The 17436-nt window shown below is 71.3% G+C and carries 15 protein-coding genes and 1 pseudogene; 11 read left to right on the forward strand and 5 right to left on the reverse strand.

All coding sequences use genetic code 11. The annotated features are described in order from the left end of the window. Nucleotides 1-4 precede the first annotated feature (4 nt). From ABD901_RS11765 to ABD901_RS11780, 4 genes are all read left to right on the forward strand, one after another. The gene (locus tag ABD901_RS11765) at nucleotides 5-754 is read left to right on the forward strand and encodes a DUF3152 domain-containing protein (RefSeq protein ID WP_345124367.1); all 750 of its coding nucleotides are present in this window, start codon (nucleotides 5-7) and stop codon (nucleotides 752-754) included. A 48-nt stretch (nucleotides 755-802) separates the two neighbouring features. Further along, nucleotides 803-1321, forward strand: coding sequence for a SigE family RNA polymerase sigma factor (locus ABD901_RS11770; protein WP_345124369.1), 519 nt, complete (start codon nucleotides 803-805; stop codon nucleotides 1319-1321). Next, on the forward strand, nucleotides 1318-2397 hold the full coding sequence (locus ABD901_RS11775) for a hypothetical protein (RefSeq protein WP_345124371.1): 1080 nt from the start codon (nucleotides 1318-1320) through the stop codon (nucleotides 2395-2397). The genes ABD901_RS11770 and ABD901_RS11775 overlap by 4 nt, the downstream gene beginning before the upstream one ends. 437 nt (nucleotides 2398-2834) lie before the next feature. Beyond that, on the forward strand, nucleotides 2835-3173 hold the full coding sequence (locus ABD901_RS11780; RefSeq protein ID WP_345124607.1) for a YbjQ family protein: 339 nt from the start codon (nucleotides 2835-2837) through the stop codon (nucleotides 3171-3173). A gap of 266 nt (nucleotides 3174-3439) precedes the next feature. Here ABD901_RS11780 and ABD901_RS11785 read toward each other — a convergent pair whose 3' ends face one another. After that, the gene (locus tag ABD901_RS11785) at nucleotides 3440-5185 is read right to left on the reverse strand and encodes an acetyl/propionyl/methylcrotonyl-CoA carboxylase subunit alpha (RefSeq protein WP_345124374.1); all 1746 of its coding nucleotides are present in this window, start codon (nucleotides 5183-5185) and stop codon (nucleotides 3440-3442) included. A 114-nt stretch (nucleotides 5186-5299) separates the two neighbouring features. Here ABD901_RS11785 and ABD901_RS11790 point away from each other — a divergent pair, with 114 nt between their 5' ends. The 4 genes from ABD901_RS11790 (at nucleotide 5300) to ABD901_RS11805 (ending at nucleotide 9076) form a co-directional block, all read left to right on the forward strand. Beyond that, nucleotides 5300-5935: a PadR family transcriptional regulator gene (locus ABD901_RS11790; RefSeq protein WP_345124377.1), complete on the forward strand. Its 636-nt coding sequence runs from the start codon at nucleotides 5300-5302 to the stop codon at nucleotides 5933-5935. 80 nt (nucleotides 5936-6015) lie between these two features. Further along, the gene (locus ABD901_RS11795) at nucleotides 6016-6969 is read left to right on the forward strand and encodes an ATP-binding cassette domain-containing protein (RefSeq protein WP_345124380.1); all 954 of its coding nucleotides are present in this window, start codon (nucleotides 6016-6018) and stop codon (nucleotides 6967-6969) included. Nucleotides 6970-6972: 3 nt separating this feature from the next. Beyond that, entirely contained in the window at nucleotides 6973-7728 is a 756-nt protein-coding gene (locus ABD901_RS11800; RefSeq protein WP_345124382.1) for an ABC transporter permease, read from the forward strand. Between the two features lie 157 nt (nucleotides 7729-7885). Then, nucleotides 7886-9076, forward strand: a complete 1191-nt coding sequence (locus ABD901_RS11805) for an MFS transporter (protein WP_345124384.1) — start codon at nucleotides 7886-7888, stop codon at nucleotides 9074-9076. A 64-nt stretch (nucleotides 9077-9140) separates the two neighbouring features. Here ABD901_RS11805 and ABD901_RS11810 read toward each other — a convergent pair whose 3' ends face one another. Both ABD901_RS11810 and ABD901_RS11815 read right to left on the reverse strand, forming a co-directional pair. Beyond that, nucleotides 9141-9800 carry an O-methyltransferase gene (locus ABD901_RS11810; protein WP_345124386.1) on the reverse strand — a complete coding sequence of 220 codons (660 nt, stop codon included), beginning with the start codon at nucleotides 9798-9800 and terminating at the stop codon, nucleotides 9141-9143. Further along, nucleotides 9797-10408: a Maf family protein gene (locus tag ABD901_RS11815; RefSeq protein WP_345124388.1), complete on the reverse strand. Its 612-nt coding sequence runs from the start codon at nucleotides 10406-10408 to the stop codon at nucleotides 9797-9799. Before ABD901_RS11815 ends, ABD901_RS11810 begins: the two co-directional genes overlap by 4 nt. Before the next feature lie 33 nt (nucleotides 10409-10441). Here ABD901_RS11815 and ABD901_RS11820 point away from each other — a divergent pair. Then, a pseudogene (locus ABD901_RS11820) lies at nucleotides 10442-10717 on the forward strand (MscL family protein); the annotation flags it as partial. Between the two features lie 202 nt (nucleotides 10718-10919). Here ABD901_RS11820 and ABD901_RS11825 read toward each other — a convergent pair. After that, nucleotides 10920-11105 carry an acyl-CoA carboxylase subunit epsilon gene (locus tag ABD901_RS11825; protein WP_345124392.1) on the reverse strand — a complete coding sequence of 62 codons (186 nt, stop codon included), beginning with the start codon at nucleotides 11103-11105 and terminating at the stop codon, nucleotides 10920-10922. A 169-nt stretch (nucleotides 11106-11274) separates the two neighbouring features. Between ABD901_RS11825 and ABD901_RS11830 the strand changes: the two genes are divergently transcribed. Further along, on the forward strand, nucleotides 11275-13410 hold the full coding sequence (locus tag ABD901_RS11830; RefSeq protein WP_425556685.1) for a prealbumin-like fold domain-containing protein: 2136 nt from the start codon (nucleotides 11275-11277) through the stop codon (nucleotides 13408-13410). 62 nt (nucleotides 13411-13472) lie between these two features. Continuing rightward, complete coding sequence (locus ABD901_RS11835) at nucleotides 13473-15338, forward strand: serine/threonine-protein kinase (protein ID WP_345124398.1); 1866 nt, start codon at nucleotides 13473-13475, stop codon at nucleotides 15336-15338. Between the two features lie 496 nt (nucleotides 15339-15834). Here ABD901_RS11835 and ABD901_RS11840 read toward each other — a convergent pair whose 3' ends face one another. Next, nucleotides 15835-17430 (reverse strand): acyl-CoA carboxylase subunit beta, encoded by a 1596-nt coding sequence (locus ABD901_RS11840; RefSeq protein ID WP_425556682.1) that lies wholly within the window; start codon nucleotides 17428-17430, stop codon nucleotides 15835-15837. Nucleotides 17431-17436 lie beyond the last annotated feature (6 nt).

The raw sequence follows: 17436 nt of genomic DNA on the forward strand, positions 1-17436 counted from the left end.
TCCCATGATCGGCGCGGGGCTCGCGGTGCTGTTGACCGCCGCGTGCTCCGCGCCCTCCGTCGCCGCCTCGCCTCCCGCCCCGTCGCCTTTGGAGAGTTTGGAGAGTTTGGAGAGTGCACCGGCCACCCGCGGACCGGCGACCGTTGCCGTGCCCGAGATCGCCTACCCAGCGGTGGGCGGCCGGACCTACGACTACGCGACCGCAGGCGGCCCGGTCGCCGGCACCGCCGGCAAGCTGCTGGAGTACCGGATCGCGGTCGAACGCGACATCACCGGCATATCCGCCGCCGGCTTCGCCGAGGCCGTCGAGGCCGTCTTCGCCGACCCGCGCAGCTGGCCCGGCACCGGCCAGTGGCGGCTGCGGAGGGCCGGCGCCGGCGAGCACTACGACTTCACCATCTACCTGGTCACCCCGGCGACCCGCGACCGGCTCTGCAACAGCTCCTACGACCGGTACACCAGCTGCCGCAACGGCGACAGCGTCGTCATCAACGTGGCCCGCTGGGCGCACGGCGTGCCCGACTACGGCGCCGACCTGGTCACCTACCGGCAGTACGTGATCAACCACGAAACCGGCCACCGGCTCTATCACGGCCACGAGCTCTGCCCCGGCCCCGGCCGCCCGGCGCCGGTCATGCAGCAGCAGACGCTCGGCCTGCACGGCTGCACGGCCAACGCCTGGCCGATCGTCGACGGCCACGCGTACGCCGGCCGCTCCGGCCAATACAACGACCCGACCCCGCGCGACCCGTAAACGCACCACCCCTCCGGCCTCGTCTACGCAAGTGGGGGAAGGAGGCCCATGCAGGTCGAGTTCACCGAGTTCGTGCTCGGCCGGTCGCATGCGCTGCTGCGTTTTGCGTACCTGCTGACCGCGGACCGGCATCTGGCCGAGGACCTGACGCAGGAGGCGCTGGTGCGCGCGCACCGCCGCTGGTCCGGCATCGTCGGCGCCGAAGGCCCGGAGCCGTACGTGCGCAAGGCGATCCTGCGGCAGTACCTCTCCTGGCGCCGCCGCCGCTCGTTCACCGAACGCCCGGTGGCCGACCTGCCCGACGCGTTGCCCGGAACGATCGCCGAGGACGCCGCCGGCCGGGTCGTCGAGGCCGACGCGATGTGGTCCCTGCTGTCCGCCCTGCCCCGCTCCCAGCGCGCCGTGATGGTCCTGCGCTACTACGAGGACCTCCCTGACGCGGAGATCGCCCGCCTGCTCAACTGCTCCACCTCCACCGTTCGAGTCCACGCGTTCCACGCGCTGAACAAACTTCGGGCAGCCTTGGCCGTACGCCGGGTCGCCCCCGCGCCGGGAGGCCATACATGATCAACGACGACGTCGAGGAGCGCCTGCGCGAGGCCCTCCGCATGCACGCGGCCGAGGCCCCGCCCGGCGCCGCGCTGCTCTCCACAGTCACCACCGAGTCGGTACGCCGAGGCCGCCGCGCCCGCCTGGCAACGCTCTCGACGGCGGCGGCGGTCCTGGTCGCCATCGGCGCCGCGATCCCGTTCGCCCTGCAGGGCACGCCCGCCCCTCAGGCGGCCGCGGGCGGCGCACCTGCGACGCCCATCGCGAGCCCCACGTCGTCCACCACGGCCGCCCCGGCCACGCCGGCCACGGTTGCGCTGGTCGAGTCCACGGTCCCGACCTCGGTGACCTTCCCGTTCTCCCCGCCGGCGGTCTCCGGTTACGGCAAGCCGACGGTCATGCTCACCGCGGGCCGCGCCACGCTGATGCAGCAGCTCGGCCCCGCCGGCAAGGGCACGGCCACGATGACCGAGTACCACACGCGCCCGCCGAGCCCGACGTCGAAGGCAAGGCCCGCATCGGCAACGGTCGGCAAGAAGCCGGCAACGGTCTACGAGTGGCGGTGGTCCGACGACGACCCGACCAACCCGTACACCGACCTCCAGCGCACCCTGGTCTGGCAGCCCGACTCCACAACCTGGCTGACCCTGGACATCACCCCGGCCCGCACCGCGGCAGACTTGGTCACCTACGCCGAGAAGGTCGTCGCGGGCGGCGAGAAGGCCCAGTCCCCCTTCGCCTTCAAACTGATGCCCTCCGGCTGGACGGTGGACAACATCAGCCCCGCCTCGGTCACGTTCTGCCCGCCCGGCGTGGCCCCCGACCCGTCGTACGTCAACAAGATCGCCGTCATGCTCGACGAATCCCCAGGCACCGAGCCAAAGGGCGGCGGCCAGGCGACCCAGGTCCAGATCAACGACCGCAAGGCCTGGCTGACGAGTTCGGACGAGGGCCAGACCCTGCTGATCCCGGTAGCGGGCGGCCGTTCCCTGCTGCTGCAGATCGCCGCGAGGGCTCTCCTACCGACCGACGTCCTGCTCCGTTTCGCGGCGTCGATCACGGTGACGCCTGCCGCCCAGGTCAGCCAGGGCTGACGCCACTCCGTTCTGGTCGCAAACGGCCGCGCACGACGACTCCGGTCGCCGTCCGCGGCCGTGCCCGCCCCGTGCCTCGGCTGTTCGCCGTCCCGGCCGCGCGTCCCGGCGGTTCGGCGTCCCGGGCGCGCGGCCCGGCCCGTGCCTCGGCTGTTCGGCGTCGCGGCCGCGCGGCCGGCCCGTGGCCCCCGGCGGTTCGGCGTCTCGGCTGTGCCCGCGGCGGTTCGGCGTCTCGGCCGCGCGGCCTGGCCGGTGCCGAGCGGTTCGCCGTCCTGGCTGCGCATGGCGTTTTTCGCGGTTCGGCCCCGCGGCCCGGCGCGCGTGCAGCAAGCTCGGAATGAGCCCCGCAGGTTCGGGGGAGCCACCGGGGTCAGAGTCCGGATGATTCGGACTGGATCGCCTCGAAACCCGATATATCTCCATACGATCGCGTCGTGATGGTTGTAACGACTGAGGGCCTCCCCGGCTTCGAGATCACCGCGGTGCTCGGAGAGGTTCTGGGGGTGGTCGCCAGCTCCCGAAACCCGTTCGCGGTAGGCATCAGGTCCACCGAGGGCGGGCCCGGCCAGGACATGTCCCAGTTCCTGGTCCAAACCCGCTCGCGTGCGGTGGGACAGATGGTCCAGGCCGCCGAGCACCGCGGCGCAACCGCCATCGTCGGCATGCGCTTCGACCACCGCGACGTGACCAACACGTGGGTCGAGCTGTGCGCGTACGGCACGGCGGTGGTCGCGGTCCCCATCCACGCCCGAACCGGCGCCCACGCCGCCGCCTAGCCCTGACCCCGCGCACCCCGAGTCGGCCGCCTGGCTTCTGACCCGCGTATCCCGAGCCCGCCGCCTGGCTTCTGGCCCGCGCATCCCGAGTCCGCTGCCTAGCCCTGACCTGCGCATCCCCGACGAGTTGAGGCCGCCGCGCTGTGGGTGTGTCAGGCGAAATCGGGACGAGCTCGGCGGCGGTCACTCCGCTTAATCCACCGTAACATGCGCTATCAAACTGAGACGTTGAGTGACTGCGGAGCGTAATTCTGCGTTGCGCTTGGTTACTTGATTTCGGTGATTGAGGTGCCGGCGGAGACGACCTCGCCGACCTTGGCGGTCAGGCCGGTGATGGTGCCTGACTTATGGGCGTTCAGAGGCTGTTCCATTTTCATGGCCTCCAGGACGACGATCAGGTCGCCCTCGGCTACCGTGTCGCCCTCCGCCACCGCGATCTTCACGATGGTGCCCTGCATGGGGCTGGTCAGCGCGTCGCCGCTGGCTGCGGCCGATTGCTTCTTCGACGCCGAGCGCTTGCGTGGGGTGGCCGCGGGGGAGGACGACGGTGCGGCGGCGGAGAAAGCGGGGAGGGTGACCTCCAGGCGCTTGCCGGAGACCTCGACCACGACCGTGGTGCGGGGTTCCGGGTCGGCCATGGGGCCGGCCGGCGCTGCGAACGGGGGGACGTCGTTCGTCCACTCGGTCTCGATCCAGCGGGTGTGGACGCGGAAGGGCTCGTCCGTGAAGGCCGGGTCGCGGATCACCTTGCGGTGGAAGGTGAGAGCCGTCGCCATGCCCTCCACGACCATCTCGTCCAAGGCGCGGCGGGAGCGCTCCAAGGCCTGCTCGCGGGTTTCGCCCACGACGATGACCTTCGCGAGCAGGGAGTCGAAGTTGCCGCCGATGACGCTGCCGGGCTCGATTCCGGTGTCCACCCGCACGCCGGGGCCGGTGGGGAGGGTCAGGACCGTTACCGTGCCGGGGGCCGGCAGGAAGTTGCGGCCGGGGTCCTCGCCGTTGATGCGGAACTCGATCGCGTGGCCGCGTGGGGTGGGGTCGGCGTCGAAGCGGAGCTTTTCGCCGTCGGCGACCCGGAACTGCTCGCGGACCAGGTCGATGCCGGTGGTTTCCTCGCTGACCGGGTGCTCCACCTGGAGGCGGGTGTTGACCTCCAGGAAAGAGATCGTTCCGTCGTTTCCGACGAGATATTCCACCGTGCCGGCGCCGTGGTAGCCGGCCTCGCGGCAGATGGCCTTGGCCGACTCGTGGATCTGGGTGCGCTGGGCGTCGGTGAGGAACGGCGCGGGGGCCTCTTCGACCAGCTTCTGGTGGCGGCGCTGCAGGGAGCAGTCGCGGGTGCCGACCACGATGACGTTGCCGTGCTGGTCGGCGAGGACCTGGGCCTCCACGTGGCGGGGCTGGTCCAGGTAGCGCTCGACGAAGCACTCGCCGCGGCCGAAGGCCGCCACGGCCTCGCGGGTTGCCGATTCGAACAGGGCGGGGATCTCGTCCATGGTGCGGGCGACCTTCAGGCCGCGGCCGCCGCCGCCGAAAGCGGCCTTGATGGCGACCGGGAGGCCGTGGGCCTCGGCGAAGGCGATGATCTCTGCCGCGTCCTTGACGGGCTCCGGGGTGCCGGGGACGAGCGGGGCGCCGGCGCGCTGGGCTATGTGGCGGGCGGTGACCTTGTCGCCGAGGTCGCGGATGGCCTGTGGGGTGGGGCCGATCCAGGTGAGGCCCGCGTCGATCACTGCCTGTGCGAAGTCCGCGTTTTCCGACAGGAAGCCGTAGCCGGGGTGGACGGCGTCGGCGCCGCAGCGGGTCGCGACGTCGATGAGCTTGTCGATGCGCAGGTAGGACTCGGCCGCGGTGTCGCCGGCCAGGGAGTAGGCCTCGTCGGCCAGGCGCGCGTGCAGGGCGTCGCGGTCGGAGTCCGCGTAGACCGCCACGCTGCCCAGGCCGGCGTCGCGGCAGGCCCGGATGACCCGGACCGCGATCTCGCCCCGGTTGGCGATGAGTACCTTGCGCACTGAACGCTCCCTTTGTTCGGCCCTCGGCGCAGTCTAAGCCCAGCGTCCGACAGTTTCCGTTGCCAACAAAATCACTACAAGGCGTTAGTCAAGTTTTCCTATTACGCTTATGTCGTGTCCACTACGCGTCTGATGATCCTCGGGCTGGTGTCGTACCTCCAGCCGGTGCACGGCTACGACATCCGCAAGGAGCTGGCCAGCTGGAACGTCGAGAGCTGGGCCAACGTCCAGCCGGGGTCGATCTACCACGCCCTGCGCAAGATGACCGAGGAAGGGCTGCTCGAGGAGGCCGGCAGCGGGACCGTGGGCAACCGGCCGGCGCGCACGCAGTACCGGATGACGGCGGCGGGCGCTACGGAGTACCAGACGTTGCTGCGCAAGTACTGGTGGGAGTACCAGGAGCCGACGGATCCGTTCCTGGCGGCGTTCGCGTTCCTGCCAGGGCTGTCGCGCGCGGAGGCCGTCGGGGCGCTGCGGGCGCGGGCGCGGCTGCTCGAAGGCTGGAACGCGGCCTATCGCGACAATGCCGAGGAGTGGACCGCGTACAAGCCGCCACACGTCGGCTGGCAGTTCGAGCTGACCATGGCCCGCTGCGAGGCGGAGGCCCGCTGGTGCCACGACATCGCCGCCCGTATCGAGGCCGGGGAGGGTGTGCACCTCGGCGAGGAGCCGACCGGGCAGAACGCGGAGGAGTGGCGCAAGGCCATCCGGGCCGAGTACGGCGAGCCCGTCGACGACGAGGACGAGTAGTACGCGATATATTCAAGCTTGACCCGCCAAACTATATCGCGTTATGGTCTCCCTGCTCACACACAGACAGGGAGACGGACATGATCGAGACGAGGGGGCTGCGGAAGTCATTCCGCTCCCGCGCCGGTCGGGAGACGAAGGTCGTCGAGGCCGTGCGGGGCGTCGACCTCTCCGTCAAGGAGGGGGAGATCTTCGGGTTCCTCGGGCCGAACGGCGCCGGCAAGACCACCACGCTGCGGATGCTCGCCACGCTCATCACCCCCGACGGCGGTGAGGCGCGCATCGCCGGCGCCGACCTGCTCAAGGACCCGGGCGAGGTGCGCCGGCGCATCGGCTACGTGGCGCAGGGCGGCAGCACCTGGGACGAGAGCACCGCGCGCGAGGAGCTCGTCCTGCAGGCGCGCTACTACGGCATCTCGAAGTCGGAGGCGCGCGTGCGGGCCGCGAAGGCGCTCGACGCGTTCCAGCTGACCGAGTACGCCGACCGCCGCTGCAAGACCTACTCCGGCGGCCAGCGCCGCCGCGTCGACATCGCGCTCGGCATCATCCACGAGCCGAAGATCGTCTTTCTCGACGAGCCGACCACCGGGCTCGACCCGCAGAGCCGCGCGCACATGTGGGACGAGGTGCGCCGCCTGCGCGCCGAAGGCATGACCGTCTTCATCACCACGCACTACCTCGACGAGGCCGACGCGCTCTGCGACCGGATCGCGATCATGGATCACGGGGAGATCGTCACCGAGGGGACCGTCGACGCCCTCAAGCGCGAGGTCGCCGGGGACGTGGTCACCGTCGGCGTCAACGGCAGTATCGACACCGCCGCCGGGTTGCTGACCAACCAGGACTACGTGCGCAACGTCGATCGCGCCGACGGGCGTCTTCGCCTGTACGTCACCGACGGCGCCACCGCCATCCCGCACATCCTGCGGCTGCTGGACCACGCGGGCGTGACGCTCGGCGAGATGGAGCTGCACCGCCCGAGCCTCGACGACGTGTTCCTCACCAAGACCGGCCGTTCCCTGAGGGAGAGCTGAGCGATGAAATTCTTCCGCGACACCTGGCTGGTCTTCCAGCGGCAGATGCAGCTCATGCTGCGCAACCCGGTCTGGCTCATCGTCGGGATCATCCAGCCGCTGTTCTACCTGCTGCTCTTCGCGCCGCTGCTCAAGCCGGCGCTGGGCGTGAGCTCCAACGCCGACGCGTACAAGCTGTTCGTGCCCGGCCTGCTGGTGCTGCTGGCGATGTTCGGCTCGCTGTTCACCGGGTTCGGGTTGATCGCGGAGCTGCGGGCCGGCGTCATCGAGCGCAGCCGGGTCACCCCGGTCAGCCGATTCGCGTTGCTGGTCGGCCGCTCGCTGCGCGACGTCGTGTCGCTGCTGTTCCAGGCGCTGCTCATCGTGGTCATCGCGGTCGCGTTCGGGCTGCGGGTCAACGCGCTGGACGTGACCGCGGCGTTCGGGCTGATGGCCGTCATCTCGCTGATGCTGTCGGCGTTCTCCTACGCCATCTCGCTCAAGCTGCGCAGCGAGGACGCCCTCGCGCCGCTGCTGAACACGATCTCGCAGCCGTTGCTGCTGACCGCCGGCATCCTGCTGCCGCTGACCTTCGCGCCGAAGTGGCTGAAGACCGTCGCCGACTGGAACCCGTTCTCGTGGGCAGTCGACGGCGTGCGTGCGCTCTTCGACGGCCACCCCGGCGCGGACTCGGTGTGGCAGGCGGCGGTGGTCATAGGGGGCCTGACGGTCCTCACCGTGGTCTGGGCGTCGCGAGCGTTCGCCAAGGGCGTCCGGTAGTCCGGCGAGAACATGAAATAGGCGAAAAATCCGATATGTCCGTCACGGAGTGGCGGACATATCGGATCGCCGGCCGGCGGCGAGGGCGGTCGCCGGTAATGACCGTCACCGCTGCGGCCCCTTCCGCCTGTGGGAGGGGCCGTGACAGCGTCTGTGGGTGCCTCGACTCGTCCGCGACCGGCTCACCTGGGTCATGTACGTCCAGCTCGCCCTGTGGGTCTACTTCCTGTACGGCTTCGGGCCGGTCGCACCGCTGCTGCGCGACGAGTTGCACATCAGCCGCACCCTCGCCGGGCTGCACGGCACCGCGTTCGCCGCCGGGGGGATCATCGGCGGCGCGGTCCTGCCGGTGCTGACCCGCAGGCTCGGGCGGCACCGGCTCATCTGGATCGGGCTGGGGTTGGTCTGTGCGGCGGCCGGCGGGATGTACGCCGCGCACCATCTCGCGCTGACGCTGACGTTCACCACGTTGGGGAGCTTCGGCGGGGCGCTCTCGGTCAACGCGATCAACGCGGCGCTCACCGACCACCACGGCAACGCCGCGCCGGCGGCGATCAGCGAGGCCAACGCTGCCGCGGCCGGGGTCGGGCTGGTGGCGCCGCTCATCGTGGGTGCGACGTTCGCCGCCGGGCTGGGGTGGCGGTTCGGGCTCGTGCTCGTCGTCATTCCGGTCGTGGTCGTCGCGCTGTACGCGCGGGCGCGGGCGGTCCGGCCGCCGGAGGCCGCCGGGTTCGGGGGAGAGCGGGCGGCGCACCGGCCGCTGCCGGGTACCTTTCCGCTGGCGCTGACGAGCCTCTTCGCCACCGGGTCGATCGAGATCTGCCTGACGCTGTGGGGCAGCGACGTGCTGCGCGACCACGCGCGCGTGTCGGCCGGCGTGGCCACCGCCGCGCTGTCGACGCTGATCGCCGGGATGGTGGCGGGGCGGCTGGTCGGCGGGCGGCTGCTCCTGCGGTTCCGGCCGACGCGGATGCTGCTCGTCGCGCTCGTGGTGAACGTCGCCGGGTTTGCGCTGTTCTGGTCGGCGACGCTGCCGTGGCTGGCGATGGCGGGGCTCGCCGTGGCCGGGCTGGGCATGGGGCTGCACTATCCGCTCGGGATCGGGCTGGCCCTCGCGCACTCCGACGGCCAGCCCGACCTCGCGGCGGCCCGGGCCTCGTTCGCGGTCGGCATCTCGTTCGCGGTCGCGCCGTTCGCGCTGGGCGCCCTGGCCGACCGGGTGGGACCGCATCCGGCATTTCTTCTGGTACCGCTCTTCGCCGCCGTTTCGGCGGTCGCCATCCTCAGGCTCGACCGGCTGACGCTGCCCGACCTTGGCACCGCGGACGTGGCAGCGGAGGGCCGCTAGGCCCGCAGCGTTGACTGGTGGGAACAACGGTCAGCTACTGACGCGGACCCGAGCCATGAATTATCTACAGCACGCGAGCGATGGTGAGCCCGTCGGCGATCGGCAGCAGGACGGACTCCACGCGCGGGTCCGCCAGGACCCGGCGGTTGAACTCGACCATCGCCACCGTGCCGGCGTCGCCGGGCATGGGGTCGACGATGTGGCCGTGGCGCAGCACGTTGTCGACCAGGATCAGCCCGCCGGGCAGCATGCGCGGCACGAGCGCCTCCCAGTAGCCCAGGTACCCGGTCTTGTCCGCGTCGATGAACGCCAGGTCGAGGTGCGGCTCGCCCGGCAGCGCGGCGAGCGTCTCCGCGGCCGGGCCGATGCGCAGCTCGATGCGGTCGGCTAGGCCGGCCCGCGCCCAGTAGCGCCGCGCGATGGCGGTGAACTCCTCCGACACGTCCAGGCAGGTCAGCCGGCCGCCGTCGGACAGGCCGCGGGCGATCGCGATGCTCGACAGGCCGGTGAACGTGCCGATCTCGAGCGCGTTGCGGGCGCCGTGGATGCGGGTCAGCAAGGTCATGAACGCGGCCTGCTCGCGCGCGATCTGCATGCCCGCGTCGGCCGGCAGCACGCGCGCCGTCTCCTCGATGAGGTCGCGCACCACGTCGTCGGGGGCGCTGCCGTTGGCCACCACGTACGCCTGCAGCGCGTCGTTCAGGGTCAGGGTTTCCTTGGTCATGGGTCCATCCTGCCGCGCGACCACAGCGATGTGATCGGCACGCCGAGCTCCGCCAGGAGCAGCCGCAGCGTCGGTACCGAAAGCCCGACCACGTTCGTGTGGTCGCCCTCGATGCCGGCGACGAACGCGCCGCCCAGGCCGTCGATGGTGAACGCGCCGGCGACTTCCAGCGGCTCGCCCGTCGACACGTAGGCGGCGATCTCGTCGTCGTCGGGCTCGGCGAAGTGCACCGTGGTGGCCACGACGGCCTCGGCGGACCGGCCGGTCGCGGTGTCGATCAGGCAGTGCCCGGTGTACAGCACGCCCGAGCGGCCGCGCATCATCTTCCAGCGCGCGGTCGCGTCGCTGACGGTGGCCGGCTTGCCGAGGATCTCGCCGTCGAACGCGAGGAGCGAGTCGCAGCCCAGGACCAGGGCGTCGGGGGCGAGGACGGCGTCGAGGACCGCGCGGGCCTTGAGGGCGGCGAGCGTGCCGGCCAGTGTCGCGGCGTCGCCGGCCTCCACCGCGGACTCGTCGACGCCGCTCACGACGACCTGCGGATCAATGCCGGCGTGAGTTAGCAGGCGGCGCCGGGCCGGGCTCGCCGAAGCGAGAATGAACGTCTTCACGCAACGGAACGTTAGCGAACTCTTCGTACCATCATGGCCGTGCGCAAGCTCTGGGCGGAGTTCAAGGCCATCGCCATCGGGGGTTCGGTCCTCGACCTGGCGCTCGGGTTCATCATCGGCACCGCGTTCGCGACGCTGATCCAGTCGTTCGTGACCAACCTGTTCCTGCAGGCCGTCGCCGTGCTCGTGCACGAGCCGGACTTCAAGGAAGTGCAGTTCAAGATCCACGGCACGCCGATCAAGTACGGCATGTTCCTCAACGACCTGCTGCAGTTCATGCTGCTGGCGGTGGGGCTGTTCGTGGTCATCAAGCTGATGATGCTCATCGGCGTCGACCGCGGGCGCCCGCTCGAGTTGCGCAGCTGCCCCTACTGCCTGGACCGCATCCCGGTGGCCGCGATGACCTGCCGCTCCTGCGGGCAGCAGCTGGTGTCCGAGCTGCCCCCGCCGGACGAGGCCGAGCGGCTGCAGCGCGAGCGCGAGACCCGCAAGTGGCCGACGTTGCCGCCGATCACGATCCCGCGACGGCGCTCCACTGGCGCGGGCGACCCGGGCGAGCACTCCGGGCCCAGCGGGAGCTCGGAGCCGGAGCCGGAGGGGCAGCGGGCGCGAGACTGAACAGCGCGCCGACGATCGCCGCGACCTCCTCGGCGCTCGGCGTGCCGCGCACCACCCTGAACAGTGGCTCCTCGGTCACGAAACCCTCCCGCACTCGTTCGCGAAACGTTGCCGTCTTGCGAGCATACGCACACCCCGGCGGCGCATACTCGAACGGAACGGGAGTCGATGGCGAGTTGGGGGGCCCATTGACTGACCTCCTGCTTCGCCGAGTCTCTGTCTATATATCGACCAGCTTCGTCGTGCTGATGCTCGCGCCGGCCGTCCCGGCCTCGGCGCGCGAAGGCTCCGCACCCGCATCGGTGTCCGCGTCGGTGCGTTACCAGGTCACGTTCGTGGCCCGGGCCTGCGACAACTACCAGAGCGTCATGGGCGGGCGGGTCCGCGACGACAACGCCGAGAGCGCGGCGCCGACCGGGCGCGACAGCGCCTACCGGGACGGCGAGGCGGTCGACCCGGCCGTCGAGGCGGCCAACTCCGCCGGCTGCGTGCCGCTGAACGGGTGGCAATTTTCACTGGGCGCCGGGCACGAGAAGAAGGGCGCCCTGTCGACCGTGACCGCGCCGGCCACCAGCAGCGGCCCGACCGCCGCGGCCGCGCCGCTGCTGGACCGCACCGGGATCAAGAGCAGCCAGACCATCGACGGCGCCGTGACCGTGACGCTCACCGACGAGCAGGCCAAGGCCGCGGCCCGCCACCAGCTGTGGGCGCAGGGCGGCAGCCCCGCCGACCCGCTGGGCGCGCAGTCGGGCAAGGCCGGCTACGGCTTCGGCGCCCTGCGCTGCGCCATCGACGGGCACACCGGCGGCAACGTGCAGTGGATCGGCTTCCCGGCCGGCACCCGGCACGTGTTCTGCTTCGCCTACTACGTCAAGGGCGCGCCGGCGACCGGCACGCTGATCGTGCGCGCGCGGACCACCCACCCCGTCGGGTATCCGCAGCGCTTCGCCTTCGACGCGAGCCCCAGCTACACCCTCGCCAAGCAGATCAGCATCGACGCGGCCAACGACGCCACGTTCGTGCGCAGCTCCGGCGGGCAGCCGAGCACGATCATCTCGCGCACCCCGCCCGGCTGGACGCTCACCGACCTCGGCTGCACCAAGAGCGGCGCCGGGCAGAGCCTCGCCGCCACCGACGTGCCGACCGGCCAGGCCACGGTGACCATGGCCCCCGGCGAGATCGTCACGTGCACGTTCACCTATGCGCCGCCGCCCTCGCCGGCCGGATTGACGCTCCGGTTGTACTCCGACAGCCCCGGCGGCGCCTTCAACCTCTCCGTCGCCGACCCCGCCGGCGGCCCGCCGCGCCTGCTCAGCGCCACGCCGGCCGGCGACGGCTCGGCGCCGGCCGCGACCGGCGCGGACCTCGGCACGCTGCCGCCCGGCGCCTACGCGGTGACCCTCACCCCGCCGACCGGCGACGCCGCGGCGTGGCGCCTGGCCGGTGCCGGCTGCGGCGACCAGGAGCTCAAGCCGGAGAACCTGACCGTCACCGTGGTCGTCGCGGCCGGCGCGCCGACCGAGTGCGCCCTGCGGGTCAGCCGCAAGGCCGGCTCGCTCGAGCTGCGCGCCGTCACCGTCGGCGGCACCGGTGCCTCTTCCTTCGCCGTCACGCCGCGCGGCCAGGCCGTCGCCGGCTGGTCGGCGGTGGCGACCACGACCGGCGCCGGGATCGGCGCCGTGGCGCAGGGCGACGTGCCCGGCTCGCTGGCGTTCGGCGAGTACGTGGTCACCCCGGTCCCGCCGGTCTCCACCGTGGACGGTGGCTGGCGGCTGAGCTCCTTCGTGTGCGACCCGGGGGAGTCGCAGGACACGCCGAACGTGGGTGCCGATGTGGTACCGCTGAATGCCGCCGACCCCGCCGCGAAGTGCACGGCGACGTACCTCTTCGAGCCCGCCCGCCGGCTGCAGGCCACGGTCCGCTTCGCCGGCAACGTCGACGGGCGCGCGGGCGCCGTCGTGCTCGACATCGCGTGCGAGGACGGCTCGACCGGCCGAGTGGTGCTCGCCGCCGAGGACAACAGCGAGGCCTCGCTGCCGACCCCGCTCGGATTCCTGGGCCCGACCCGGTGCCTGGTGCAGCGCCCGGCGGCGCCGGCGGCGAAGGACGCCCAGGTGTCGGTCGCCGCGACCCTCGACCCCAACCCGGGAAAGGGCCCGCTGGCGATACCCGGCATGGTCGAGATCGGCGCCGACAACGCGGCCGACGGGCAGGAGTACACGGTCGTCGTCACGGTCACGTTCGACACGGTGGACAGCGCGCCCACCCAGCAGAAGGTCCTCGATACCTTCAAGGTCCTCCCGGTCGCCCTCATCGGCTCCGGCCTCGTCGGGATCGGCCTGGTCATCCTGCTGATCATGGTGCTGCGCTCGCGGACCGATTGAGAGGAGATCTTCACCGGAACCGGGGTTATACGGGGTGCGAGCGTTGGGTAACTTTCTTGGTGATGACGCAGCCCCGGGTCCTGATCGCCGAGCGATATCGATTGATCGAGTCGCTCGGCGCGGGTGGCATGGGCCGGGTCTGGCTGGCCCGCGACGAGATGCTGCGCCGGGACGTGGCCATCAAGGAGGTCATCCCGCCGGAGAGCCTGACCCAGGAGGAGCGCGACGAGCTGCGCCTGCGCACCCTGCGCGAGGCCCGCGCGGCGGCCCGGCTCAACGACGCCAACGTGGTGCGCATCTACGACGTCGTGCACACCGAGCAGGCCCCGTGGATCGTCATGGAGTACGTCCCGTCGCGCTCGCTGCATCAGGTGATCACCGACGACGGCCCGCTGCCGCCCGAGCGCGTCGCCCAGATCGGCCTCGACGTCCTCGCCGCGCTCAAGGCCGCCCACGCCGCCGGGGTGCTCCACCGCGACGTCAAGCCCGGCAACGTGCTGCTGGCCGACACCGGGCGGGTCGTGCTCACCGACTTCGGCCTGGCCGTGTTCGAGGGCGGCGACGGCGCCGTCACGCGGCCCGGGCTGATCCTCGGTTCGCCGCAGTACATCTCCCCGGAGCGGGCGCGCGAGGGCACCTCCGGCCCCGAGTCGGACATGTGGTCGCTGGGCGCCACGTTGTACGCCGCAGTCGAGGGCCGGTCGCCGTATGCGCGCTCCACGACGTTCGCGACGCTGACCGCCCTCGCCACCGAGGAGCCCGACCCGCCGGCCCGCGCCGGCGTGCTGAAGCCGGTCCTGACCGCGCTGCTGCGCAAGGACCCGCGCGCCCGCGCCGGCGTCGCCGAGACCGAGCGCCTGCTCCGGCGCGCCGCGATCGGCGCCGGCCGCGGCTGGCTGTTCGGCATGCCCGCGCTCCCGCGCTCGCGCCGCTCCCGCGAGGTCGCGCCGCCCGCCCCGTCCGCATCGGCCGGCGCCATGCGCGGCTACTCGCGCAGCGCCTCCACACACTCCGGCGCCTCCGACCGTTTCCCGCACGAGCTCGAGGCCGCGGCCCCCGAGCCGATCGCCCCGGTCAGCGCTGCCCCAGCCGCGGCGTCGGACCGTTCGCCCGAGCCGGTCTCGTTGTTTCCCGGAAAGCCCCATATCCGGTACCCCGGCCGCGTCCTCGGCAGCGCCACCGTGGCCCCGGAGCCACCGCTCGTCGCGCTCAACTCGGTCGACGACGACCTGGACCGCACCGTCCCTCGTGCCCAGCGCTGGCGCTGGGTCGCCGCCGGCGTGGCCCTCCTGCTGCTGGTGGTGGCCTCGGCGCTGTACTTCTCGGACTCCGGCTCGGGCACTCGGCCCACCGGCCAGGGCGCGGCACCCGCCCCGTCGCCGTCCTCGGCCTCCTCGTCGCCCAGCCCCACCCCGTCGCCGATCGTCCGGGGCTCGATCGGCAACGCCGTGATCCAGCTGCCCGACGGGTACGAGTGGATCACCGACCAGCGGCTCGGCTGGCGGGTCGCCCTGCCGATCGGCTGGATCCCCACGAAGACGGACGACTACCCGTCGATGGTCTTCTACCGCAGTAACACCGACCCGCGCATGCGCATCGGCTTCGACACCACGAGCACCCCGCCCCAGGGCGACCCGAAGGCCGACTGGGAGGACCAGGAGCGCACCCGCATCCGCAAGGGCATGTACACGAACTACCAGCGCATCGGGATCGTGGACGTCCCGAACTACCTGGGCGCGTGCGCCGACTGGCAGTGGTTCTACGACTCCTCGCAGGGCCACATGCACGTGTCGAACCTGGGCTGCCGCGTCCGCCCGAACCTCGGCGTGGCCATCTACTGGGAGTGCCCGGCCGACATGTGGTCGTCGGCGCCGGTCCAGCAGATCTACAACATCATCAAGGTCTCGTTCCAGCCGCCGCCGCCCTGACCCCGCGCCGCTCTCCCCGCCGTTGCTCCACTCTCGCCGCCGTTGCCCCACCGAGGACACTGCGTGCGCCCTTGCCCCCCGCACCTCTTTCGTCGCCGTTGCCCCACCGAGGACACTGCGTGCGCCCTTGACCCCGCGCCTCTCTCGCCGCCGATGCCCTGCCACGGACACTGCGTGCGCTCGTGACGCCGCGCCGCTCTCGTCGCCGTTGCGCCACCACGGACACTGCGTGTCCGACTTTTCGCCCGACAGGCGATTTGCGGGGCGAACTCATCGAGCGCCGTGGTGCCTGGCGGGTGCGCTCAGGGGCGTCGGGGGCGTTTGCTCTCCACGATCATGAAAAACCGGCTCGTTCGGGCATTGAAAATGCATGATCGTGGAGAGGAAAGCGTCGCCTCGCCGCTTTGCCAACGAAATGTCGGTCGGCGGGGTATAAATCCGACAAGTCGTGGCACGGAGTGCCCGACTTGTCGGGAAAACCACGCCGCGAGAAGAGTCAGAGGGGGATGTTGCCGTGCTTCTTCGGGGGGAGGGTCTCGCGCTTGGTGCGGAGCAGGCGCAGGGCGCGCACGATCTCGATGCGGGTCGTCGACGGGGGGATGACGCCGTCGATGTAGCCGCGCTCGGCCGCGACGTACGGGTTGGCGAGCGTGTCCTCGTACTCCTGCACGAGGTCGGCGCGCAGCGACGTCGGGTCCTTGGCCTCGCGTAGCTCCTGGCGGTACAGGATGTTGACGGCGCCCTGTGCGCCCATCACGGCGATCTGCGCGGTCGGCCAGGCGAAGTTCAGGTCGGCGCCGAGGTGCTTGGAGCCCATGACGTCGTACGCGCCGCCGTAGGCCTTGCGGGTGATGACCGTGACCTTCGGTACCGTCGCCTCGGCGTAGGCGTAGATCAGCTTTGCGCCGCGGCGGATGATGCCGTCCCACTCCTGGCTGGCGCCGGGCAGGAAGCCGGGGACGTCGACGAACGTCAGGATTGGGATGTTGAAGGCGTCGCAGGTGCGCACGAAGCGGGCCGCCTTCTCCGAGGCGTCGATGTCCAGGCAGCCGGCGAAGTGCATCGGCTGGTTGGCTACGACGCCCACCGGGTGGCCCTCGACGCGGCCGAAGCCGACCACGATGTTCTGCGCGAACAGCGGCTGCACCTCGAGGAAGTCCTCGACGACCGCCTCGATGACCGTGTGGATGTCGTACGGCTGGTTCGCCGAGTCCGGGATCACGGAGTCGAGCGCCAGGTCCTCGTCGGTGACTTCGAGCGGCGCGGGCGCCGGGACGACGGGAGCGTCGTCCATGTTGTTCGACGGCAGGTAGGACAGCAGCGCGCGCACGTAGTCGATCGCGTCGTCCTCGTCGGCGGCGAGGTAGTGCGCGTTGCCCGACTTGGTGTTGTGCGTGCGCGCGCCGCCGAGCTCCTCGAACTCAATGTCCTCGCCGGTGACGGTCTTGATCACGTCGGGGCCGGTGATGAACATGTGCGACGTCTGGTCGACCATGACGGTGAAGTCGGTGACGGCCGGCGAGTAGACGGCGCCGCCGGCGCACGGGCCCATGATCAGCGAGATCTGCGGGATGACGCCCGAGGCGCGGACGTTGCGGAAGAAGATCTCGCCGTACAACCCGAGGCTGACCACACCCTCCTGGATGCGGGCGCCGCCGGAGTCGTTGATGCCGACGACCGGGCAGCCGATCTTCATCGCCAGGTCCATGACCTTGACGATCTTCTCGCCGAAGACCTCGCCGAGGGAGCCGCCGAAGACGGTGAAGTCCTGCGCGAAGACGCACACCTGGCGGCCGTCGACGGTGCCGTAGCCGGTGACGACGCCGTCGCCGTACGGGCGGGTGCGCTCCAGGCCGAAGTTCGTGGACCGGTGCCGGGCGAGCTCGTCGAGCTCGACGAACGTGCCGGGGTCGAGCAGCAGGTCGATGCGCTCGCGGGCGGTCTTCTTGCCGCGGGAGTGCTGCTTCTCGACGGCGCGGGCCGAGCCGGCGTGGACCGCTTCCTCCGTGCGGCGCACGAGATCCGCGAGTTTTCCGGCCGTCGTGTGGATGTCAGCGCCGACACCAGCCTGCTCAATGGTCACGCTCGGCATCCTATT

The sequence above is a fragment of the Dactylosporangium darangshiense genome, from assembly GCF_039537565.1.
GTDB classification, from domain to species: domain Bacteria; phylum Actinomycetota; class Actinomycetes; order Mycobacteriales; family Micromonosporaceae; genus Dactylosporangium; species Dactylosporangium darangshiense.